Here is a 22,426-nt window from a genome sequence, read left to right as displayed (position 1 = left end):
GCGAAAACAGCGAGGGGGCGAAGCTTATCCTGTTCCGGCGCTCAGCGGGAGGGCAGGGCGGAGGCAATTAGCACGATCGGGGTGCATGCCATGAGCGGCCACGGGGCGGCCTCGCTGATGGCGGGTCGGGCCGCGAGGCGTGGCAGACGAGTCAGAGGCCGCGAGTCGGCGCCAGCGGCTCGCAATGCGCGCCGCCGGTTCTTGCGCGAGTCAGAATCTCGGTCACAGCCCTTAGGGCTTGCCGGCGGCCTGCGACGGCGCCTGTTGAGTCGGCGTGACGTTCGACGATTCGCGCACGAGCCGGTCGGTCATTGCCGATGCCGCTGGATTCGTGCTCCGGCTGGCCGGCATTTGCGGCTGTAGCGGCACGCTGACGCCGGACGGCATCGGCAGCGAGGGATCGGGTTTCGCGGATTCCCGCACCAGCTGATCGGTCATGGCCGACGCGACCGGGTTCGAGCCACGGCCGGTTGGCATCGGCATTTGTGGCATTGTCGGCATTGGCGGTTGCGGCGGCGCGCCGGCGCCGGACGGTATCGGCAGCGACGGATCGGGCCTCGCCGATTCCCGCACCAGTTGCTGCGTCAGTGCCGCCGAGACGGCGTTCGTGCCTTCATTGGCGTTCGGGATCGCGTTGGAATACGGGTTTGCGCCGTTCGCGCGCGGTACGTCGTATCTGCGCACCTGTGCCTGCTCGACGCGCTGCGCCGGTCGCGGCCTCGGCTGCGGTTGAAATTGCGGCTGAGCTTGCGCTTGTGGCAAAGGTTGCGGCTGCATGAGCGGCTGGGCCTGCGCACGCGCGGACACGGGCGGCTGCGCCGGTGCGGGTGCAACGGATGCAGCGGGCACCGCACTATCGATTCGCCCGGTGACGATCTGGCCGGCATCGGGCGCGGCACTCGGGGCGGGCGCTGCCGCGAGTGCGGGGGCCGGAGCAGGAGCGGCCGGCGCTGCCGATGCCACATTCTGTGCCGGCAAAGCCCCGCCAGCAGACTGCTGCGACCGCGGCAACTGCCCCGCCTTGCCCGCAGCACCGTCGGCCGGCAAGGCCGGCAACACACTGCCGCCGGTCACACGCGGCGAGCCGCCCTGCGAGTCCAATGCCGCGTCGTTATCGGGGCTGCCTGTCACCGCGCCGGCGACTTCGAGCTGTTTGTCGTCCTTGGGAAACAGCAGATAACCGGCGATGCCTGCATCGATCAGCAGCAGGCCGACTATCAACAACTTACCGGTATTCGTCATATCTAAACCAACAATCTTCATGAACTGCAATTAATCGATGATAAACGCAGGCTCCCGCGACGACGCTTTCCACCGCCGCGTCGAGACTATTCGGATGGCTGATGTCGGAATGAACCTGGAACCCATGGAGCGCGCAAGCAAGTGAGCAAGCGGCGTTCCTGCTCCTCGTTCGTGTCATCGAGAATCATCGAGATCGCCTGTTTTTTCGCGCTTACTACGATTTTCGTTTTTGAGCCAGTTTCTTATTCGATTGGCATACAACGGTCGCCCTGCAACGCAAGCTGTGCTGTTCATGCAGGGAGCCTGTACTATGTAGCAGCGGAGCCGACCACCGGCCACGGTTCGGCTATCGTCGTCAGGGCAGGCCGTTGTGCCTGCGGGAGCGCTTCCAGCGGCGGCGTGATGAACCACGTGAAAACATGAACAACTTTATTCGACCCCCCGTTTTTTATCCGTCCACGGTTGTGTTTGTCGACGACAACGACAGCTACCTCGATGCGCTGCGCCGTTTTTTCCCAGACACCCACACCAATCTGTTTTTCACGCGGCCGCAAACCGCGCTCAACTATATCCGCCAGCATGCGCGCGAGAATTCGCTCGAATTCGCGTCGTCGTCGGCGTGCCTGAGCGAGCCGGGTGTCGAGCGTTTCGTCGAGACCTCGGCGGAGCGCGATATCGTCGCGCGGCCCTCGCGCTTCGAGGAAGTGGCGGCGGTTGTCGTCGACTACGATATGCCGAGCATCGGCGGGGTCGAATTTCTCGCGTCGATCTCGCATCTGCGCTGCGCGAAGGTGCTGCTCACCGGTGTCGCCGATGAAACCGTCGCGGTCAAGGCGTTCAACGCCGGCATCGTCGACCTGTACCTGCGCAAGACCGATCCCGATTCGGCCAACCGTCTCCTGCATTTCCTCAAGGACGCGAAGAGCCGCCATTGCGCGGAATCGGGCTGGCTCGCGCTCGGCGAGAACGGCATGACCTACTGCGATCCGCGCACGCGCAAGGTGATCGACGAAGTGGTGGCCGCGCAGGGCATCGTCGAGTACTACTGGCGGCCCGAGCAGAACGTGATCCTGATGTTCGACAGCGCGGGCAATCCGAGCGTGTTCGTCGCGTGGGCCGAGAACGACTGGATCTCGCAGGGCGAGATCGTCGCCGACGAGGGCGGGCCGTCCGACCTGCTGCGGCAACTCGCGGTGCGCGAGGTTATGCCGCTGTTCTGGCCGGACCTCGCCTATCGCTCCGGCATGAAGTTCAGGACGCTGACGCCGCGCGGCATTCCGGAGTGGGACGACGCGTTCTATGGCTGGACGCGTATCGAGCCGGCCGAAGTCGGTATCGACCTCGTAACGTTTTCGCAATGGCGCGCCCAGCGTAATCGCTGAACTGCGTCGATACGCCGCCCGCCGGTCGGGGGCGGCGCTCTTTCCGTGCGAGCAATCGCTCGCCTGCTCGCCCGTTTGTTCACCCGCCCGTTTGCCGGGTCTCCCGCTATGTCGCGTGGCGCCGTGTGACGGCCGGCAGGCCGATCACGTGTCCTGCGAAGCGCGCGGGCGGCAACGCGGCGTGGGCTTCCGCGAGTTCGCGCACGCGCGCTGCGACGTCGGGATCGAACGCGATGCTGCGCGGCCCGCTCGTATCGACGTGCAACAGCATCTGCTCGCTCGCGGCGACGGGTTCGGCGCGCTGGCCGTCGAGCGCGAACATTTCAAGGTACAGGTGGATTCGTTTCACGTCGTGCGCGAGGAGGCGCATGTCGATGCGCACCTGCGCGCCTTCCTTGATCTCGTGCAGATAGTTGAGATGGGCTTCGAGCGTGTAGATCGAACGCCGCCGTTCCTTGCGCACGCTGTCGGGCAGGCCGATCAGATCGATCAGCTCATCGCCGGCGAGACTGAAAAGCAGCATATAGAAAGCGTCGCGCATGTGGCCGTTGTAATCGACCCATTCGGCGCGCACGGTTGCGCGATAGGAAGGCAGGGCAACGGCTGGCGGCATGGGCGCGGGTCTCCTCGATCGGATGCGATGGCGTGGGCGCTTCGTTGTGCGTCATCAGTGTAATGCATGACGATTTGACCGCACGGCCGATATGCCGGCCACGCATTGTGGTGGCTAGCGCAACAGTGAATTCATGGTTCAGGGGCTTCTGTGCGATACAGCCGGCTTCTAAACTGGCTTCACCGCTGCGGACAACCGGTCGTTGCACAAGGCGCCGCGGCAACCGAACGAAGCAATCTCTGGAGATTGGACATCATGAAGACCATCAAGTCGCTGATCGAAGCTACCGTTATCGCCGCTCTCATTGCCGCGCCGCTCGCGGCCTCGGCCCAGTCGAATCAGGCTAACGAACCGGTCACGCGCGCGCAGGTGCGTGCCGAATTGGTCCAGCTCGAAAAGGTCGGTTACGATCCGGCCACCGAGAACGTCGTCGATTATCCGGCCAATATTCAGGCGGCCGAAGCGAAGGTCTCGGCCCAGAATCAGGCGGTGGGGAATAGCGGCTACGGCGCGCCGGCGCACGGTTCGTCGCAGCGCGGCGGCCGTGCCGATTTCGTCCCGAGTTCGTACTCGGTGCCGGTGGTGAATTACGCGCGCTGATGAATCGAGGAAGCGGCGGTGCGAGGAGCGGTTTCGCTCCCCGCGCATTGAATCAGATCACCCTGGAATCAGATCACCCGGTCGCGCAGCCATGCCGAGCTGAGATCGATCACGGTCACGACGACGATCACCATGATCATCAGCGCGGACGTCTGCGCATAGTCGAACGAGCGGATCGCCTCGTACAGCACGACGCCGATGCCGCCCGCGCCGACCATGCCGACCACCATCGCCGAACGCACGTTCGATTCGAAGCGATACAGCGCATACGAAATCCACAGCGGCAGCACTTGCGGCAGCACCGCGTAGACGATTTCGTCGAGAGGCGTCGCGCCGGTCGCGCGCACGCCTTCGGCCGGACGCGGATCGATCGCCTCGACCGCTTCGGCGAACAGCTTCGCGAGCACGCCGGTCGTGTGCACCCACAGCGCGAGCACGCCCGCGAACGGCCCGAGGCCGACCGCGACGATGAACAGCATCGCGAAGACCATTTCGTTGATCGCGCGGCACGCATCCATGAGGCGGCGCACCGGCTGCACGACCCACATCGGCGCGATGTTGTGCGCCGACATCAGGCCGAACGGCACCGCGCACACGAGCGAGAGGGCCGTGCCCCAGATCGCGACCGAGAGCGTCACGAACATTTCATGCACGTAGGTGCGCCACTCGGTGAAGTCGGGCGGGAAGAAGTCCTTCGCGAACTGCCCCATGTTCCCGGCGTCGCTGATGAGATCGAACGGACGCATGTCGGCGCTATGCCATGTGCCGCCGAGAACCGCCAGCACCACGATCCAGCCGAGCAGCGAGCGCCAGCTGAGCTTGCCGGCGGCCTTCGCCCGCGCCTCGCGCGCCGCCGCCCGTGCTGCGGACGGGTCGTCCGCGGGCGCGGGCGAGGTGACCAGATCGGCCGGGTTCATGGCTTCTGCTGTGCGCTAAGCGCGCTCAGCTTCGCATCGAGTTCGGCGAGCTGGGTCTTGCGCTCGCTGTCGGACAGATGCGTATCGGCCTCGACCTTCTGCTTCTGCTGGAACAGCGCGATCTCGCGAATCGGCTGCAACTGTTGATCGGATGAAGCCTCGAAGCCGCTGTATTCGGTAATGCCGGCCATCACCGCCTTTTCATGCGGATCGGTCTTCGCATAGTTCAGGAAGAACTTGCGGATCTTGTCCTTGGTCGCTTGCGGCAGATCCTTGCGCCACACGAGCGGGTCCGACGGAATCAGCGGCGAGGTCCACAGCACGCGCACCTGCGCGAACTTGTCCGGATGCTCGCGCTTGAGCGTAGCCATCGCCATGCTGTTGTTGGTCGCGATGTCCACCTTGTTGTTCACGACGGCGAGCAGGTTCGCCTCGTGGCTCGACGGCAACACGCTCTTGAACGACGTATTGACCGGCGTGTTGTGCTTCGCGAACAGGTAGTAAGCCGGCACCAGCGTACCCGATGTCGAGTTCGGATCGCCGTAACCGAGCGTCACGTCCTTGGTGTTCTTGAAGACGTCGTCGAGCGTCTTGAAGCGGCTGTTCACGTTGGTGATGAGCAGCGAGTAGTAGCCGCTGTCGCCGTTCGCGTGCTGTGCCTTGGCGAATATTTCGCCGTTCGAACGATCCACGGCTTCCAGCGCCGAGGCGTTGCCGAAATAGCCGATCTGCACTTTGTTGAAGCGCATGCCTTCGATAATGCCGGCGTAATCGGTCGCGAAGAATGCCTTCACGTCGAGGCCGGTCTGCTTCTTCATGTCGTCGATCAGCGGTTCCCAACGTTGCTTGAGCACCGCCGACGAATCGGTCGAGATGATGCCGAGGTTGATTTCTTCGGCATGAGCCGCGGCGACGCAGGCGAAAGCGGCTGCGCCGGCAGCCAGCGTAATCAGTGAGCGCAGGAGTTTCATGGGTGAAGTTCTGGTTGAGTGAGCGGAATGGGGTGGATGGGCGATGCGGCGTGTTGCAGCCCGATGCGAATTTAGTTCGCGGGCGCGGCAGCGAGTGTGAACGGGTAGTGCGCGGCGGCGCGATTCGTGTCGTTGTGCTGCGCGGGGGCGTCGGCAAGGGACTCGTGCGCCGTGTCGTCGAGCAGTTCGTGCGCGTCGTCGCCATAGAGCTTCTTGAGCAGTGCCGGCGTGAGCGTACCGGAAGGGCCGTCGTAGACGACCTTGCCACGCCGCAGCGCAATCGTGCGCGCGCAGTATTGCATTGCGATGTCGACCTGATGCAGCGACACGAGCACCGTGATGCCATGCTCGACGTTCAGCGCGCGCAGCATGTCCATCACGCGGCGCGACGATTCGGGGTCGAGCGAGGCGATCGGTTCGTCGGCGAGCACGATGCGCGCGCGCTGCACGAGCGCACGCGCGAGTGCCGCGCGCTGTTGCTGACCGCCCGACAGATTCGCGGCGCGTTCGCGCGCATGTTCGCCGATGCCGACTTCGTCGAGCGCGGCGAGCGACAGCGCGCGCTCGGCCTGCGGAAAGAGGCCGGTCAGACGGCGCCACCACGGCAGCCGCGCGAGCGCGCCGATCAGCACGTTGGTTTCGACGGAAAGCCGGTTGACCAGATTGAATTGCTGGAACACGAAGCCGATGTCGCGGCGAATGCTGCGCACTTCCCCGACGATGCGGCCGTTCCGCTGGATCGGCCGGCCGAGAATCTCGATCTGCGAGGGCTGGGCGTCGGAGGCCGTGAAGCCCGCGATGTGCCGCAGCAAGGTCGACTTGCCCGAACCCGATGCGCCGATCAGCGCGACCATTTCGCCGGGCGCGACTCGCAGATCGATTTCGTCGAGCGCTTTGCGTCCATTGCCGAACGTCTTGCTCAAACGTTCGATTCGAATGGCTTCACGGATCGTTTCCATCTGTTTCTCCTCGTTGCAGCCGGCCGCTGCCGGTATGCGTGGGGGACATTCTAGGAAGCGTCTGTGACGGTTCAGTGAAGGCATCGCAACGTCTAGACGACTATATATTTCATGCCTTCCTGTATGTCGTCAGGATGGCAAAACAAAGTCAGCCGGAAGTCAGCCGAAGCGGCGAAGCGGGGCGGCACCGATCGCGATGCGCCGAAGAATGAAAAATGACATACGGATGACACGATTCGTGCGCTACCGTGCCGCGCGCGCGTGCCGACACGCGGCCAGGCTATATTGCGTTATCCAGGGACCGTCCCCAATCATCCTTCACGCCGTCATGCCGACCCCTTTGAGCTTTCTTCCCGACAGCTTTGCGGAATACGAAGATCTCAAGTCGATTCTCGACCACGGCAGTGCGAGCTTCGAAATCTGCGCCGTGTGCGAAACCGCGGTGCATGGCCGGCATTTTTCGGTCTATACCGCGAGCATCGGTTCGTCCGATCCGTCCGCGCCGGCCATCGGCTTTTTCGGCGGCATTCACGGCCTCGAGCGGATCGGCTCGCAACTGGTGCTCGACTACATGCGCGCGCTGCTCGCGCGGCTCGAGTGGGACGAATTGCTGGTGCGGCAATTGCAGTCGGTTCGCCTGATCTTTCTGCCGATTGCCAATCCGGGCGGCATGTGGGCGGCGACGCGCGCGAATCCGCGCGGTGTCGATCTGATGCGCAACGCGCCGCAGGATGCCGATGCGCGCGTGCCGCTGCTCGCGGGCGGCCAGCGCGTCGGCGCGTGGCTGCCGTGGTATCGCGGCCGTGCGGGTGAGCCGATGGAGCCGGAGGCGGCCGCGCTGCTGCAGGTCGTCGAAACGCAACTGGCCACGCGCCCGCTCAGCATCGCGCTCGATTGCCACTCCGGTTACGGCTGGAGCGACAGCATCTGGTTTCCCTATGCGCGTACGCGCAAGCGAATGCCGCATCTGCCGGAAATGTACGTGCTCAAGAGCATGTTCGAGCATGCGCATCCGCACCACGGCTATAAGTTCGAGCCGCAGAGCCACCAGTATCTCGTGCACGGCGATCTATGGGACTACGCTTACGATCGCGTGCCGGCGCCGAACATCTTCCTGCCGATGACGCTCGAACTCGGCTCGTGGCTGTGGATCAAGAAGAACCCGCGCCAGCTGTTTTCGCGGCAGGGCATGTTCAATCCGGTCAAGGCGCATCGCACGGCGCGCGTGCTGCGGCGCCATGCGAACCTGCTCGACTTCCTCGCGCGCGCGGCGTTTTCGTCGCAACGCTGGCTGCCGCAAGGCAAGCGCCGCGAGCAGATGCTGGAAAGCGCGATCGATCTCTGGTACAGGCCGGACGCCGTATGAGCACCTGGATACTGCTGCGCGGACTTACGCGCGAAACCCGGCACTGGGGGCATCTGCCGGATGCGTTGCGCGAGCATTTGAGCCAGACCGCGAGCCACTCATCGGGCGAGGCCTTGCGCGATGCCGCGTGCCCGCGCCTGCTGCTGCTCGATCTGCCAGGTAACGGCGAGTTCGCGGATCGGCGCGCTCCGGCGACGGTCGCGGGCATGGTGGCGTTCGTGCGGCAAGCGGCTCTGCAAACGGGGGCGCCGGGGCCGTACAGCGTGCTGGCGATGTCGCTCGGCGGCATGGTGGCGACCGACTGGGCGCAGCGCTATCCCGAGGACATCGAGCGGCTCGTGCTGATCAACACGAGCATGCGGCCGTTCAGCCGTCCGCATGAACGGCTGCGGCCGTCGGCGTGGCCGGGTCTGCTCGGCATCGCCATGCATTGGAGCGATGCTGTCGAGGCCGAGCGCGGCATTCATCGGCTCACGTGCAATAACGTCGAAACATTGGGCACCGATATTGATACGTGGACGCGGATTCGCCGCGCCGCGCCCGTGAGCCGCGCGAATGCGCTGCGGCAGCTATGGGCCGCGGCGCGTTTCACGGCGGCGCGCGCCGCGCCGCGTTGTCCCTTGCTGATCCTCTCCGCGCGGGCGGATCGGCTCGTCAACCCGGCCTGTTCGACGAAGCTCGCGGCGGCTTGGCGGACCGGGCATCGCGTGCACCCGTGGGCCGGGCACGATCTGCCGCACGACGATCCGGCGTGGATGGCGGCGCAGATTCGCGCATGGCTGGAGCAGCGGGACGGGCCGGCCACGGCGTAGATGCCAGCAAGCGCGGCGGCCAGACCCGCGCCGTAAGCGGGCCGCGCCGCCAGCCGCTCGCCGTCAGCCGGCGCGGACTGCCGCAGTGCAGCGCGATGCGCGGCGGCGCCGCGAAAAAACGCAGCGGGTATTACCTGAGCGCGCCGATCGATCTGATTGCGCGCGACGGGCGCATAATCCATTGTCAGACGTTGCCTGCGAATCACACGATACTCACCATTGCCGCCAGCCAGGGGAGTCGATCATGCAAGCAAAGAACGAAGAAGCCGTCACGCACCTGCTGAACGATGTCGTCGAATTTGCGCGTGGACGGCTGCCCGAGCCGACCTTCAACATCGTCGAACCTTTCCTGCGGCATTACTACGATTTCGTCGACAGCGGCGATCTGCAAAGCCGCTCGATCGCCGATCTCTACGGCGCGGCGCTCGCGCACTGGCAAACCGCGCAGCGCTTCGCGCCGGGCCAGCAGCGGTTGCGCGTCTATAACCCGATCCTCGAACAGCACGGTTGGCACTCCGATCATACGGTGATCGAGATCGTCAACGACGACATGCCGTTTCTCGTCGATTCGGTGTCGATGGCGGTCAACCGCGAGGGGCTCGCGCTGCATTCGGTCGTGCATCCGGTGTTTCGCATCTGGCGCGCGACCGACGGCAGCATCGAGCGCGTGAGCCAGGGTGCCGAGGAAGCCGGCGATACGCGTTCGCACCTGACCTCGTGCATTCACTTCGAAGTGGACCGTTGCGGCGATGCCGCAAAACTCGACGCACTGCGCGACGACATCGCGCGCGTGCTCGGCGACGTGCGCGCGGCCGTGGAAGACTGGCCGAAGCTGATCGAGTGCGCGAAGGCGACGATCCAGGACCTCAAGGTTCGCGAGACGGGCGCGGAAGGCGTCGAAGCGCGCGCGTTCCTCGAATGGATGGTCGCCGATCACTTCACGTTTCTCGGCCAGCGCGACTACGAACTCGTGCAGCAGGACAGCGGCTATGGTTTGCGCGCCGTGCCGGGCTCGGGCCTCGGCATTCTGCGCGATGCGCTGCGGCCCGCCGGCGCCGCGGAAATCACGCCGCTGCCGCCGGCTGCGACGGAGATCATTGCCGGCACGTCGCCGATCTTTCTGACCAAGGCCAATTCGCGTGCCACCGTGCACCGGCCCGGCTATCTCGACTATGTCGGCATCAAGCTGACCGGCGCGGACGGCAAGGTGAGCGGCGAGCGGCGCTTCATCGGCCTTTACACGTCCACCGCGTATTTCGTTTCGGCTGCGGAAATTCCGATCGTGCGGCGCAAATGCGCCAATATCGTGCGCCGCGCCGCTTTCCTGCCGAAGGGACATCTGGCGAAATCGCTCGTGACGGTGCTCGAAACTTACCCGCGCGACGAACTGTTCCAGGCCGACGAAGATCAGCTCTACGACACCGCGCTCGGCGTGCTGCGTTTGCAGGAGCATCAGCGCACGCGTCTGTTCGTGCGGCGTGATCGCTTCGACCGCTTCGTGTCGTGCCTCGTGTTCGTGTCGCGCGACAAGTACAACACCGATTTGCGGCAGCGTATCGCCAACCTGCTCGCCGATGCGTTCAACGGCGAGAACGTCGAATTCACGCCGCTGCTCTCGGAGTCGACGCTTGCGCGGATTCATTTCGTCGTCCATGCGAAACCGGGCGGCATGCCGGACGTCGATACGCGCGAGCTCGAAGCGCGGCTCGTACAGGTTGCGCGCCGCTGGCAGGACGATCTCGCCGACGCGCTGCTCGACGTGTATGGCGAAGAGCACGGCAACCGTCTGCTGCAGCATTACGGCGACTCATTTCCCGCCGGCTATCGCGACGACTATCCGGCGCGCACGGCGGTGCGCGATATCGAGCTGATCGAGCGCGTGCAGGGCAGCGAAAGGCTTGCGATGAACCTGTACCGCCCGATCGAATCGGGACCGCGCGCGTTCCGCTTCAAGGTGTATCGCGCGGGCCAGCCGATCGCGTTGTCGCGCAGCTTGCCGATGCTCGAACATCTCGGCGTGCGGGTCGACGAAGAGCGGCCTTATCTGATCGAGGCACTGGGCGCGACGCCGGCATGGATTCACGACTTCGGCCTCGAACTCGCGGACGATGCCGAGTTCGACATCGAGCGCGTGAAGGACCTGTTCGAGGAAGCGTTCGAGCAGGTCTGGACCGGCGCGATCGAAAGCGACGACTTCAATCGCCTCGTCTTGCGCGCGCAACTGAATGCGCGCGAGGTGACGATTCTGCGGGCGTACGCGAAGTATCTGCGCCAGGTGGGCTCGACGTTCAGCGACGCGTATATCGAGCGCGCGGTGACCGGCAATCCGGCGATCGCGCGCATGCTCGTCGAACTGTTTATCGCGCGCTTCGATCCGGCGCTCGGCGCGGTGCGCGAGGCGCGCGTCGAAAGCCGTTTCGCGGCGATAGAGAGCGCGCTCGACCAGGTGCCGAATCTCGACGAGGACCGCATATTGCGGCAGTTCCTCGGCGTCATCAAGGCGACCAAACGCACCAACTACTATCGCTACGACGCCGAAGGGCGGCCGAAGTCGTACCTGTCGTTCAAGTTCGACCCGGCGCAGGTGCCGGGCTTGCCCGAGCCGAAACCGATGTTCGAGATCTGGGTCTATTCGCCGCGTGTCGAAGGCGTGCATTTGCGTGGCGGGCGCGTCGCGCGCGGCGGTTTGCGCTGGTCCGACCGGCGTGAAGACTTCCGCACGGAAGTGCTCGGCCTCATGAAAGCGCAGATGGTGAAGAACGTCGTGATCGTGCCGGTCGGCTCGAAGGGCGGCTTCGTCGTGAAGAATCCGCCGCCGCAAAGCGAGCGCGATGCGTGGATGCGCGAAGGCGTCGCGTGCTATCAGACCTTCCTGCGCGGCTTGCTCGACGTGACCGACAATCTCGCGGGCACCGACGTCGTGCCGCCGCCCGACGTGGTGCGCCACGATCCCGACGACCCGTATCTGGTCGTCGCCGCCGACAAAGGCACGGCCACCTTCTCCGACTACGCGAACGCGATCTCGCAGGAATACGGCTTCTGGCTCGACGATGCGTTCGCGTCGGGCGGCTCGGTCGGCTACGACCACAAGAAGATGGCCATTACCGCGCGCGGCGCATGGGAGTCGGTCAAACGGCACTTCCGCGAGATGGGCGTCGACACGCAGAGCATGAACTTCACGGTGGTCGGTGTCGGCGATATGTCGGGCGACGTGTTCGGCAACGGCATGCTGTTGTCGCCGCATATCCGGCTCGTTGCCGCATTCGATCACCGGCACATCTTTCTCGATCCCGATCCCGACCCGGCCGCGAGTCTCGCCGAGCGCGAGCGGCTGTTCATGCTCGACCGTTCGAGCTGGGCGGACTACGATCCGTCGCTGATCTCGGCGGGCGGCGGCGTGTTCCCGCGCAGCGCGAAGACGATTCCGTTGTCGGTGGCGGTGCAGTCCGCGCTCGGCATCAACGCGGCGGCACTCGCGCCGGCCGAACTGATGCGCGCGATTTTGCAGGCACCGGTCGATCTGCTTTATAACGGCGGCATCGGCACCTATGTGAAGGCGAGCCGCGAAACGCATCAGCAGGTCGGCGATCGCGCGAACGACGCGATTCGCGTGAGCGGCGCCGATCTGCGCTGCAAGGTCGTGGCCGAGGGCGGCAATCTCGGCCTGACGCAATTGGGGCGCATCGAATTCGCGCAGCGCGGCGGCCGCATCAATACCGATGCGATCGACAATTCCGCAGGCGTCGATTGTTCGGATCACGAAGTCAACATCAAGATTCTGCTTGGGCTTGTCGTCGCCGACGGCGAGATGACCGAGAAGCAGCGCAATGCCCTGCTCGCCGAAATGACCGACGAAGTGGGCCTGCTCGTGCTGCGGGACAACTACTATCAGACCCAGGCGTTGTCGATCGCGGGCCGCTTCGGCGTCGAACTGCTCGATGCCGAAGCGCGCCTGATGCGCTATCTGGAACGTGCGGGGCGGCTCAATCGCGTGATCGAGTTTCTGCCCACCGACGAGGAAATCGCCGAACGCGCGGCCGCGAAGCAGGGCCTGACGACACCCGAGCGCGCCGTGCTGCTCGCCTACAGCAAGATGTGGCTATATGACGCACTGCTGGATTCGTCGATGCCGGAAGACCCGCTCGTCGGCGACATGCTGATCGAGTACTTCCCGAAACCACTGCGGCAGCGTTTCCGCGAACCGATGCAGCGCCATCCGCTGCGCCGTGAAATTCTCGCGACGCATCTGACCAATGCACTGGTGAATCGCGTGGGCTGCGAGTTCGTGCATCGGCTGATGGAAGAAACCGACGCGCAGCCCGGCGATATCGTGCGTGCCTGCATCATGGCGCGCGACGTGTTCGATCTCGACCGGATCTGGAGTGATATCGACGCGCTCGACAACCGCGTTCCCGATGACGTGCAGGCGCGCATGTTCGCCGAAGTCGCGCGGCTCGTCGAACGTTCGGCGCTGTGGTTCTTGCGGCATCTGCAATCGGGCGCGGCCGGCGACGACGTGGCTGGTTTGCTCGCGCGCTGCCGCGATGCGGCGCAGCGCCTCGCGCCGCAATGGCCCGCGTTGCTGCCGCGCGCGGATCTCGAAGCGCTTTCCGAGCGGCAGCGCGGCTTCGTCGATGCCGGTGTCGATAGCGACCTCGCGGTGCGTATCGCGAGCGGCGAGGTATCGGCGGCGCTGCTCGATATCGCCGAAGTTGCATCGACGTGCGGGCGCAGTCTCGAACAGGTGGCAGGCGTCTACTTCGCGCTCGGCACGCTATTGAACTATGGCTGGATCAGCGAGCGCGCGGCTTCGCTGCCGGCACCGACGCACTGGGACATGCTGGCGCGCGCCTCGGCATTGGCCGAACTCGCGCGACTCAAGCGCGCGCTGACCACGAGCGTGCTGGCGGACGCGAACGAGGCATCGACGCCGGACTCGCTCGTGCAGGCGTGGCACGAAAAGCGTGCCGCGCAGATCGAGCGTTATACGCGTTTGCTGGCCGACTTGCGCGCCACCGGCGGCGCGAGTCTTTCCGTTCTGCTCGTGGTCGTGCGCGAGATGGCGGCACTGGAAAGGGCACAGTGAGCGTCCGAGGGGGAGCGTGGCGACAGGAGAGACGGCGCGCATGGAAGGGCTCGACTACCGACCGCGTACATCGGCAGCTCGTGGAGCGAGGTAGCATAAGATGACGCGGCTCAGCGCGGCGAGTTGGATGTGTCCAACTCGCCGTGTTCATAATACGGGAGTTGCCTGTCGGCAACTTCCGATAAAACTCAGATAAAACTCACGGATGCCTTCCCGAAGATGAAAGAAGAATCGCCGAAAGCCATTTTTTATGCACTCGCCGCCAATCTCGGTATCGCTGTCTGCAAGTTCGCGGCGGCGGCGTTTACGGGTTCCGGCGCGATGTTTGCCGAAGCGATTCACTCTACCGCCGACTGCGGCAATCAACTGCTTCTGCTATTCGGCCTGAGCGAAGCGCGCAAGCCGGTCAGTCCCTTGCATCCCATGGGCAGCGGCCGCGAAATCAATTTCTATTCGCTGCTCGTTGCGTTGCTGCTGTTTTTTGTCGGCGGCGCGTTCTCGGTGTATGAAGGCGTACATCGTGTGATGGCGCGCGAGCCGTTGCAGTTTGCGTTTGTCGCGCTGGCGGTGCTCGGGATTTCGGTGGTGCTCGAATCGCTGTCGCTATGGGGCGCCGTCAAGGAGATTCGCAAGACGCATCCGGATAAAAGCCTGTGGCGCTGGTTTCGCGAGACGCGCGAAGCCGAGCTGCTCGTCGTGGCCGGTGAGGATATTGCCGCGCTGGCGGGTCTCGCGATCGCGTTTATCGCAGTGCTACTGACGATGGTGACCGGCAATCCTGTCTATGATGCGCTCGGTTCGATCGGCGTGGGTTTCCTGCTCATGGTGATTGCGTGGCTTGTTGCGCGTGAAGTGAAATCGATGATCGTCGGCGAGTCGGCGAGCCCGGAAGTGCGCCGCGCGATCGAGGCGCATCTGCATGCGCGCGAGGAGATTCGCAGCATCATCAATATGATTACGCTGCAATGGGGGCGTCATGTCGTCGTCGCGGTGCAGGCGGAAATGATCGATTATGCGAGCGGCCGCGCGATGGTCGATGCGATCAACGTGATCGAAGCCGATTTGCAGGCCACCTTTCCGCAAGTGCGTTGGGTGTTCTTCGAGCCCGACGTGCCGCGCGAAGCATAAAGCCGCGTCACAGCCGGTGCCGCGAGCAACAACCCACACTCAATCTCAATGGTGCGACGGACGATACGGTATCCACACGGGCGTATCGCTATTCCAGTTGTCCAGTTCCGACGGTGTCATGGTGAGCTCCTTGATGAAGAGTGCGCGGGCGACGAATCGGCGGCCACTTCCGATGGAAAATCGATCGTCGCGCCGAGCGCGCTTTGGCTGATGCGTTACTGACCTGCCGCTACACGAGTCACGTTGCCGCTCGTGCCTTCCTGTAGCGCGATACGGGCCGTTTGCGTTTGGCCGATCAGACCTTTGTCCGGATACGCGTTGCGATTGAGCGAGGGCAGCGAACCGTCGCGATACGCGGCGACCAGTTCGGCCTTGACTTCGGCACGTGTTTTCGTGCTCGCGGCCGCCGCCGGTTGCGTGTCGTAAGTGCCCGCGCGGCCAATGCCGCCACCGCCTTGCGCAAATACCGGAGCGCTGACGAGCAGCGAAAGAGCGAGACCTGCCAGCAGATTGCGTTTCATGATTCACTCCTGTCGATTCCTTGGCAGCGCGGATGGCGCTGCGACAGGGTGAACTGTAGAGGTCGGTGCGGTACGGGTAAATCCCGCTTTCGCGAAATGAATTGTCGCGATTTCAGAACAATCGCGCGAGAGGCCTGGCCATCGCCGCGACTGCGCAGGCTGCGACGAGGCTTTAAAAAAACCGCGGCATTGGAGCCGCGGCTGTAATTCACTGTTTCAGTTTGCGTACTTTTGAGTACTTCAATGTGGGCAGAGCCACGCAGCGCGTCGGGGACGCTGATGAGGTTCTCATGCGACCCACTCGGTCATCATCGGCGTATCGCGTACCGGGGCCGACTCGCGTTCTTCCAAAGTGCGCTTCGTGCAGGTGGCGTCGAGACTGTAGCGTCCGCTCAGCAGCGGGCAACGCTCGAACACTTCCGCGATCCAGTCCACGAACACGCGGACTTTCGGCGACAGATGGCGGCTGTGCGGATAGACGGCGGAAATCGGCATCGGCAGAGGCTTCAACTCCGGCAGCGCTTCGACGAGCTGGCCCGAACGCAGATGCGGCAGCACCATGAAGAGCGCCGGCTGAATCAGGCCGAAGCCTTCGAGTCCGCAAGTCACGTAGGCATCCGCGTCGTTGACCGACACGATGCTCTTCATCTTCACTTCCACTTCGTTGCCGTTCACGAGGAACGCCCAGTCGAGCGTGCGGCCCGTGCGGCTCGAGAAGTAATTGACGGCCTTATGGTTGTCGAGATCTTCGAGCGACGCGGGCATGCCCGCGCGCTCGATGTAGTCCGGCGACGCGCAGGTCACGCCCTCGAACAGGCCGATGCGGCGCGCGACCAGTGACGAATCCTGCAGCGCGCCGACCCGCAGCACGCAATCCACGCCTTCCTGCAGCAGGTCTACCGGCCGGTCGGTCAAACCGAGCTGCAGGTCGATGTCCGGATAGCGCGTGTGGAATTCGCACAGCGAGGGAATCACGATCAGGCGGCCGAGCGACCCCGGCATGTCGATGCGCAGCTTGCCGTGCGGCTTCTTGTTGCCGCTCTGAAAACTGGCTTCGGTTTCCTCGACGTCCGCGAGGATGCGCACGCAGCGCTCGTAATACGCGGCGCCGTCCGGCGTCAGCGACAGACGCCGCGTGGTCCGGTGCATCAGGCGCGTGCCGAGAAACGCTTCGAGGTTCTGAATAATCGTGGTGACCGACGCGCGCGGCAAATCGAGCGTTTCCGCCGCGCGGGTAAAGCTGTTGGTGTCGACGACACGGGTGAACACTTGCATGGCCTGAAGCCGGTCCATCGCAAACCTCCATGAAGACGGGCGCAGTGGCGGAGTGGAATCCGCGGAGCAATCGCGGTGGATTGTTCAGAGGCACCGAATTGTGTTGCCGGATTATAGGCATTTATTTACAAGTCTGCCGAATCCACAATTCGCACCATTGAAGTTTTGTGCGCATTTGCGCGGCTCGACATGGATGCATTCAAATCGCCGTATTCCTTTGTTCCCGTGGACGACAGCGCCGCGGAAGCCAATGAGGCGGCACTCGAAATCACCGACGTACAGATCGATGGACACGCACAGGAAATCACCCTGCGTTTGTACCGGCTTGCGAAAAAGACCGCACTGCCGGTACTGCTTTATTTCCACGGCGGCGGCTTTACCCGGGGTTCGATCGAGCAGGCCGACTTTGCCGCGCGCTATTTCGCGGAACACTTGCCGGCGCTCGTCGTGTCGGTCGGCTATTCGCTTGCGCCGCAGTTTCCGTTTCCGGCTGCGCCCGAAGACGCGCATCGCGCGGCGCTATGGGTGCAGACGCGGGCGCGTGCTTTCGGCGGCAATAGCAGAAAGATCGGCGTGGCCGGTCACGATGCGGGCGGCCAGCTGGCGAACTGTCTCGCCTTTATCGCGCGCGACCGCGGCGACGTGCCGATCGCCGCGCAGGCGCTGTTCGGACCGATGCTCGATCCGAGCCTGACGCGTCTTGGCGACGAGCGGCGCCTCGGTTCCGACATCACCGCGAGCGAGTGCGCCGCGTGTTATCGCGCGTATCTGCCGAAAGCCTCGCAGCGCATGCATCCGTACGCGGCGCCGCTCGAATCGGCGCGGCTCGCGGGTTTGCCGGCCACGCTGATCGCGACCGCGCAGAACGACGTGCTGCATGTCGAGGCCGAGAAGTATGCAAGCAATCTGATCGACGCGGGCGTGCAGACCCAGGTGGCCCGCTATCCGAGCGTTTCGCACGCGGCGCTCGCCGATCATCCGCCCGCATTGCAGGAAGCGGTGCGCTTTTTTCAGTGGCGCTTCGACACGCGCGCGCATCGATAAACAGAATTTCAATCAACGATACCGGAGCTACATATGACCATCCTTCCACTTTCCCGCCGCCGCGTGGCGTTTGCCGCGCTAGCCGTGCTCGTTCTCGCCGGGCTCGGCACGTTCGGCGCGATTCGCGTCGATGCGAGTTCGCCGGCCGCGCCGACCATCGTGCCCGAGGTCGACGTCGCGACCGTCGTGCAAAAGACGATCACCGACTGGCAGAGTTATTCGGGCCGTCTCGAAGCCGTCGAGAAAGTCGACGTGCGTTCGCAGGTGCCGGGCACGATCGTCTCGGTCAACTTCAAGGACGGCGCGCTCGTGAAGAAAGGCGACACGCTGTTCGTGATCGATCCGCGTCCGTATGCGGCCGAAGTCGATCGCGCCGAAGCCCAGCTCGCGGCCGCGCAGGCGCGCACGGGCTACACGCAAAGCGACTGGGAGCGCGCGCAGCGACTGATCGCCGACAACGCCATTGCCAAGCGCGACTACGACGAGAAGCAGAACGCCGCGCGCGAGGCGAGCGCGAACCTGAAGGCCGCGCAAGCCGCGCTCGAAACCGCGCGCATCAATCTCGGCTACACGAAGATCACGGCGCCGGTGTCGGGCCGCGTGTCGCGCGCGGAGATCACGGTCGGCAACGTCGTGTCGGCGGGCGCGAGTGCCGCGCCGTTGACCACGCTCGTGTCGGTTTCGCCGATCTACGCATCGTTCGACGCGGACGAACAGACCTACCTGCAATACCTGAGCCGCGCGAAGGACGGCAGCAAGGTGCCGGTCGAACTCGGTCTCGCCGATGAAACCGGCTACTCGCGCAGCGGCACGATCGAGTCGGTCGACAACCGGCTCGATACGTCGTCGGGCACCATCCGTGTGCGCGCGAAGTTCGACAACGCGGACGGCGCGCTGATTCCGGGCCTTTACGCGCGCGTGAAAGTGGGCGGCAGCGCGCCGCATCCGGCGCTGTTGATCGACGATGCCGCGGTCGGCACCGACCAGGACAAGAAGTTCGTGCTCGTGGTCGATCAGGGCAACCACGTCGTCTATCGCGAGATCTCGACGGGCGCGATGCAGGGCGATCTGCGCGTCGTCAAGGACGGTTTGAAGCCGGGCGACCGCATCGTCGTGAACGGCATTCAGCGCGTGCGTCCCGGCGATGCGGTTCGCGCACACATGGTGCCGATGACGGCCGACCAGGACCCGAACAGCGCACCGCTCGCGCAAACGCGCGCGAAGGCGGACACCGGCGCGGACAGCACGAAGAGCACAAAGGGCAATTCGTGAGCCGCACGCGCCAGCGCGCATGTTTCAACGTTAAGAGCTTCCCATGAACATATCCAAATTCTTCATCGATCGCCCGATCTTTGCAGGCGTGCTATCGGTATTGATCCTGCTCGGGGGCATCATCTCGCTGTTCAAGCTGCCTATTTCCGAGTATCCGGAAGTGGTGCCGCCGTCGGTGGTGGTGCATGCGCAGTATCCGGGTGCGAATCCGAAAGTGATTGCCGAGGCGGTCGCCGCGCCGCTCGAAGAGCAGATCAACGGCGTCGAAAACATGCTGTATATGCAGTCGCAGGCGAATAGCGACGGCAATCTCACGCTCACCGTGACGTTCAAGCTCGGCACCAATCCCGACCTCGCGACGCAACTGGTGCAGAACCGCGTCAACCAGGCGCTGCCGCGTCTGCCCGAAGACGTGCAGCGGCTCGGCGTGACGACGATCAAAAGCTCGCCGACGCTGACGATGGTCGTGCATCTGATCTCGCCGAACGACCGCTACGACATGACGTATCTGCGCAATTACGCGCTGCTCAACGTGAAGGATCGGCTCGCGCGGATTCAGGGCGTCGGCGAAGTGCAGTTGTGGGGTTCGGGCGACTACGCGATGCGTATCTGGCTCGATCCGCAGAAAGTCGCGCAGCGCGGGCTGACCGCGACCGAAGTCGTCAATGCGATTCGCGAGCAGAACATTCAGGTGGCGGCCGGCGTGATCGGCGCATCGCCGTCGGTGCCGGGCACGCAGTTGCAGTTGTCGGTGAATGCGCGCGGCCGTTTGAAGACCGAGAGCGAATTCGGCGACATCATCGTGAAGACCGCGCCCGATGGCGGCGTGACGTATCTGCGCGATATCGCGCGTATCGAACTTGCGGCGTCGGAATACGGCCTGCGTTCGTTGCTCGACAACAAGCCCGCCGTTGCACTGGCCATCAACCAGGCGCCCGGTGCGAACTCGCTTGCGATTTCCGAACAGGTGCGCGCGGCGATGAAGGAACTCTCCGCAGACATGCCGGCCGGCGTCGAATACCGGATCGTCTACGACCCGACGCAATTCGTGCGTTCGAGTATCGAGGCGGTGATCCACACGCTGCTCGAAGCAATTGCACTCGTTGTGATTGTCGTGATCGTGTTTCTGCAAACGTGGCGTGCGTCGATCATTCCGTTGATCGCGGTGCCGGTGTCGATCGTCGGTACGTTCTCGCTGCTGCTGGCATTCGGCTTTTCGATCAACGCGCTCTCGCTGTTCGGCATGGTGCTCGCGATCGGTATCGTGGTCGACGACGCGATCGTGGTGGTGGAGAACGTCGAGCGCAACATCGAAAACGGGCTCAGTGCGCGCGATGCGACCTACAAGGCGATGCGCGAAGTGAGCGGGCCGATCATCGCAATTGCGCTGACACTTGTTGCCGTGTTCGTGCCGCTCGCGTTCATGACGGGTCTCACGGGCCAGTTCTACAAGCAGTTCGCCATGACTATCGCGATCTCGACGGTGATCTCGGCGTTCAATTCGCTGACCTTGTCGCCGGCCCTGTCCGCGTTGCTGTTGCGCGGCCACGGCGCGAAGGAAGACTGGCTGACGCGCGTGATGAACCGTGTACTCGGCGGCTTCTTCAGGCGCTTCAACAAGGTCTTTCATCGCGGCTCGGAAGCCTATGGCCGTGGCGTGACCGGGGTGTTGCGACGCAAGGGCGCGATGCTCGTGGTGTACGCGATCCTGCTCGGCGCGACCGTCTTGATGGCGCGCGTGGTGCCGGGCGGCTTCGTGCCCGCGCAGGACAAGGAGTATCTGATCGCGTTTGCGCAGTTGCCGAACGGTGCATCGCTCGATCGCACCGAGAAGGTGATTCGCGACATGAGCGCGATCGCGCTGAAGCAGCCGGGCGTGGAAAGTTCGGTGGCGTTCCCCGGTTTGTCGGTGAATGGCTTCACGAATAGTTCGAGCGCGGGCATCGTGTTCGTCACGCTGAAGCCGTTCAAGCAGCGTGGCAGCAGGAAGCTCTCGGCCGGTGCGATTGCCGGCGCGCTGAACCAGCAGTATGGCGCGATCAAGGACTCGTTCGTCGCGGTGTTCCCGCCGCCGCCGGTGCTCGGCCTCGGCACGCTCGGCGGCTTCAAGATGCAGCTCGAAGATCATGGAGCGGTCGGTTACGCCGAACTCAACAAGGCGGCGGAAGCATTCGTGAAGCGCGCGGCGCAGACGCCTGAGCTCGGCCCGACGTTCTCGAGCTATCAGATCAACGTGCCGCAACTGAACGTCGATCTCGATCGCGTGAAGGCCAAGCAGCTCGGCGTGCCGGTCACCGACGTGTTCGACACGATGCAGATCTATCTGGGCTCGCTCTACGTGAACGACTTCAACCGCTTCGGCCGCGTGTATCAGGTGCGGGTGCAGGCGGATGCGCCGTTCCGTCAACGTGCCGACGACATCCTGCAACTGAAGACGCGCAATGCTTCGGGTGAGATGGTGCCGCTCTCGTCGCTGGTCACGGTGACGCCGACATACGGCCCGGAGATGGTGGTGCGCTACAACGGCTATACCGCGGCCGACATCAACGGCGGCCCGGCGCCCGGCTATTCGTCGGGGCAGGCCCAGGCCGCGGCCGAACGCGTGGCGGCCGAAGTGCTGCCGCGCGGCGTGAAGCTCGAATGGACCGACCTCACGTATCAGCAGATTCTCGCCGGCAATGCGGGCATGTGGGTGTTCCCGATCAGCGTGCTGCTCGTGTTCCTCGTGCTTGCGGCGCTGTACGAAAGCCTGACGCTGCCGCTCGCGGTGATCCTGATCGTGCCGATGAGCGTGCTGTCCGCGCTGACCGGCGTGTGGCTCACCGGCGGCGACAACAACATCTTCACGCAGATCGGCTTGATGGTGCTGGTGGGTCTGTCGGCGAAGAACGCGATCCTGATCGTCGAATTCGCGCGCGAACTCGAACATGATGGACGCACGCCGCTCGCGGCGGCGATCGAGGCAAGCCGCTTGCGGTTGCGGCCGATTCTGATGACGTCGATCGCCTTCATCATGGGCGTGGTGCCGCTGGTGCTGTCGAGCGGCGCGGGCTCGGAGATGCGTCACGCGATGGGTATCGCGGTGTTCTTCGGCATGCTCGGCGTCACGCTGTTCGGCCTGATGCTGACGCCGGTGTTTTATGTGGTGCTGCGTTCGCTCGCGGGCGGGACGATCCACGTCGCGCAGAAGGACTCGCCGCGCTATGGCACGGCTGTCACGGATGCCTGAGGAGAAAAC

Annotated in this window: 16 protein-coding genes; 9 read left to right on the top strand and 7 right to left on the bottom strand. The window is 64.2% G+C overall.

The features are described from left to right. Positions 1-231: 231 nt before the first annotated feature. Positions 232-1,242: a hypothetical protein gene (locus tag F3J20_RS08890; protein ID WP_205299256.1), complete on the bottom strand. Its 1,011-nt coding sequence runs from the start codon at positions 1,240-1,242 to the stop codon at positions 232-234. A 419-nt stretch (positions 1,243-1,661) separates the two neighbouring features. On the opposite strand from F3J20_RS08890, the gene F3J20_RS08885 reads away from it, so the two are divergent. Next, positions 1,662-2,624, top strand: coding sequence for a response regulator (locus F3J20_RS08885; RefSeq protein WP_167043659.1), 963 nt, complete (start codon positions 1,662-1,664; stop codon positions 2,622-2,624). A gap of 106 nt (positions 2,625-2,730) precedes the next feature. Here F3J20_RS08885 and F3J20_RS08880 read toward each other — a convergent pair whose 3' ends face one another. Then, complete coding sequence (locus tag F3J20_RS08880) at positions 2,731-3,237, bottom strand: thioesterase family protein (RefSeq protein ID WP_167283174.1); 507 nt, start codon at positions 3,235-3,237, stop codon at positions 2,731-2,733. A 255-nt stretch (positions 3,238-3,492) separates the two neighbouring features. On the opposite strand from F3J20_RS08880, the gene F3J20_RS08875 reads away from it, so the two are divergent. Next, positions 3,493-3,837, top strand: a complete 345-nt coding sequence (locus tag F3J20_RS08875) for a DUF4148 domain-containing protein (protein ID WP_167043663.1) — start codon at positions 3,493-3,495, stop codon at positions 3,835-3,837. Positions 3,838-3,905: 68 nt separating this feature from the next. Here F3J20_RS08875 and phnE read toward each other — a convergent pair whose 3' ends face one another. From phnE to phnC, 3 genes are all read right to left on the bottom strand, one after another. After that, the gene (gene phnE, locus F3J20_RS08870; RefSeq protein ID WP_167043665.1) at positions 3,906-4,754 is read right to left on the bottom strand and encodes a phosphonate ABC transporter, permease protein PhnE; all 849 of its coding nucleotides are present in this window, start codon (positions 4,752-4,754) and stop codon (positions 3,906-3,908) included. Beyond that, a complete protein-coding gene (gene phnD / locus F3J20_RS08865) occupies positions 4,751-5,725 on the bottom strand; it encodes a phosphonate ABC transporter substrate-binding protein (RefSeq protein WP_167043667.1) in 975 nt (324 codons plus the stop codon). The genes phnE and phnD overlap by 4 nt, the downstream gene beginning before the upstream one ends. Before the next feature lie 71 nt (positions 5,726-5,796). Beyond that, complete coding sequence (gene phnC / locus F3J20_RS08860; protein WP_167283173.1) at positions 5,797-6,684, bottom strand: phosphonate ABC transporter ATP-binding protein; 888 nt, start codon at positions 6,682-6,684, stop codon at positions 5,797-5,799. A 328-nt stretch (positions 6,685-7,012) separates the two neighbouring features. Here phnC and F3J20_RS08855 point away from each other — a divergent pair, with 328 nt between their 5' ends. The 4 genes from F3J20_RS08855 to F3J20_RS08840 all read left to right on the top strand — a co-directional run bounded on the left by F3J20_RS08855 (position 7,013) and on the right by F3J20_RS08840 (position 15,076). Further along, positions 7,013-8,050, top strand: coding sequence for a M14 family zinc carboxypeptidase (locus tag F3J20_RS08855; RefSeq protein WP_167043670.1), 1,038 nt, complete (start codon positions 7,013-7,015; stop codon positions 8,048-8,050). After that, a complete protein-coding gene (locus tag F3J20_RS08850) occupies positions 8,047-8,862 on the top strand; it encodes an alpha/beta hydrolase (protein ID WP_167283171.1) in 816 nt (271 codons plus the stop codon). The genes F3J20_RS08855 and F3J20_RS08850 overlap by 4 nt, the downstream gene beginning before the upstream one ends. 244 nt (positions 8,863-9,106) lie before the next feature. After that, complete coding sequence (locus F3J20_RS08845) at positions 9,107-13,948, top strand: NAD-glutamate dehydrogenase (protein WP_167283169.1); 4,842 nt, start codon at positions 9,107-9,109, stop codon at positions 13,946-13,948. A gap of 219 nt (positions 13,949-14,167) precedes the next feature. After that, on the top strand, positions 14,168-15,076 hold the full coding sequence (locus F3J20_RS08840; protein WP_167043676.1) for a cation diffusion facilitator family transporter: 909 nt from the start codon (positions 14,168-14,170) through the stop codon (positions 15,074-15,076). Between the two features lie 215 nt (positions 15,077-15,291). On the opposite strand, the gene F3J20_RS08835 is transcribed toward F3J20_RS08840, so the two are convergent. Beyond that, entirely contained in the window at positions 15,292-15,597 is a 306-nt protein-coding gene (locus F3J20_RS08835) for a DUF4148 domain-containing protein (protein ID WP_167043678.1), read from the bottom strand. Between the two features lie 288 nt (positions 15,598-15,885). Continuing rightward, entirely contained in the window at positions 15,886-16,890 is a 1,005-nt protein-coding gene (locus F3J20_RS08830; protein WP_167283168.1) for a LysR family transcriptional regulator, read from the bottom strand. 171 nt (positions 16,891-17,061) lie between these two features. On the opposite strand from F3J20_RS08830, the gene F3J20_RS08825 reads away from it, so the two are divergent. Genes F3J20_RS08825 through F3J20_RS08815 form a run of 3 tightly spaced genes read left to right on the top strand, consistent with a single transcriptional unit; the run spans position 17,062 to position 22,417 of the window. Continuing rightward, on the top strand, positions 17,062-17,916 hold the full coding sequence (locus F3J20_RS08825; protein ID WP_167283166.1) for an alpha/beta hydrolase: 855 nt from the start codon (positions 17,062-17,064) through the stop codon (positions 17,914-17,916). A 33-nt stretch (positions 17,917-17,949) separates the two neighbouring features. Further along, positions 17,950-19,188 carry an efflux RND transporter periplasmic adaptor subunit gene (locus F3J20_RS08820; RefSeq protein WP_167283164.1) on the top strand — a complete coding sequence of 413 codons (1,239 nt, stop codon included), beginning with the start codon at positions 17,950-17,952 and terminating at the stop codon, positions 19,186-19,188. A 43-nt stretch (positions 19,189-19,231) separates the two neighbouring features. Then, positions 19,232-22,417, top strand: coding sequence for an efflux RND transporter permease subunit (locus tag F3J20_RS08815; protein WP_167283162.1), 3,186 nt, complete (start codon positions 19,232-19,234; stop codon positions 22,415-22,417). The last annotated feature ends 9 nt before the right edge of the window (positions 22,418-22,426 follow it).

Origin of the sequence: Paraburkholderia sp. Cy-641, from assembly GCF_011752945.1 — a bacterium.
Lineage (GTDB): Bacteria > Pseudomonadota > Gammaproteobacteria > Burkholderiales > Burkholderiaceae > Paraburkholderia.
Note: the sequence above shows the minus strand (reverse complement) of the source record. Positions and strands in the feature narration are given on the sequence as shown.

What these genes read in the sequence shown, in the direction of transcription:
- F3J20_RS08840 (WP_167043676.1), top strand. Translation starts at nt 14,168, where the DNA reads ATGAAAGAAGAATCGCCGAAAGCCATTTTTTATGCACTCGCCGCCAAT.
- F3J20_RS08830 (WP_167283168.1), bottom strand. Translation starts at nt 16,890, where the DNA reads ATGGACCGGCTTCAGGCCATGCAAGTGTTCACCCGTGTCGTCGACACC.
- F3J20_RS08855 (WP_167043670.1), top strand. Translation starts at nt 7,013, where the DNA reads ATGCCGACCCCTTTGAGCTTTCTTCCCGACAGCTTTGCGGAATACGAA.
- F3J20_RS08825 (WP_167283166.1), top strand. Translation starts at nt 17,062, where the DNA reads ATGGATGCATTCAAATCGCCGTATTCCTTTGTTCCCGTGGACGACAGC.
- F3J20_RS08815 (WP_167283162.1), top strand. Translation starts at nt 19,232, where the DNA reads ATGAACATATCCAAATTCTTCATCGATCGCCCGATCTTTGCAGGCGTG.
- F3J20_RS08890 (WP_205299256.1), bottom strand. Translation starts at nt 1,242, where the DNA reads ATGACGAATACCGGTAAGTTGTTGATAGTCGGCCTGCTGCTGATCGAT.
- F3J20_RS08835 (WP_167043678.1), bottom strand. Translation starts at nt 15,597, where the DNA reads ATGAAACGCAATCTGCTGGCAGGTCTCGCTCTTTCGCTGCTCGTCAGC.
- F3J20_RS08850 (WP_167283171.1), top strand. Translation starts at nt 8,047, where the DNA reads ATGAGCACCTGGATACTGCTGCGCGGACTTACGCGCGAAACCCGGCAC.
- F3J20_RS08820 (WP_167283164.1), top strand. Translation starts at nt 17,950, where the DNA reads ATGACCATCCTTCCACTTTCCCGCCGCCGCGTGGCGTTTGCCGCGCTA.
- F3J20_RS08845 (WP_167283169.1), top strand. Translation starts at nt 9,107, where the DNA reads ATGCAAGCAAAGAACGAAGAAGCCGTCACGCACCTGCTGAACGATGTC.
- F3J20_RS08880 (WP_167283174.1), bottom strand. Translation starts at nt 3,237, where the DNA reads ATGCCGCCAGCCGTTGCCCTGCCTTCCTATCGCGCAACCGTGCGCGCC.
- phnE (WP_167043665.1), bottom strand. Translation starts at nt 4,754, where the DNA reads ATGAACCCGGCCGATCTGGTCACCTCGCCCGCGCCCGCGGACGACCCG.
- phnC (WP_167283173.1), bottom strand. Translation starts at nt 6,684, where the DNA reads ATGGAAACGATCCGTGAAGCCATTCGAATCGAACGTTTGAGCAAGACG.
- F3J20_RS08875 (WP_167043663.1), top strand. Translation starts at nt 3,493, where the DNA reads ATGAAGACCATCAAGTCGCTGATCGAAGCTACCGTTATCGCCGCTCTC.
- phnD (WP_167043667.1), bottom strand. Translation starts at nt 5,725, where the DNA reads ATGAAACTCCTGCGCTCACTGATTACGCTGGCTGCCGGCGCAGCCGCT.
- F3J20_RS08885 (WP_167043659.1), top strand. Translation starts at nt 1,662, where the DNA reads ATGAACAACTTTATTCGACCCCCCGTTTTTTATCCGTCCACGGTTGTG.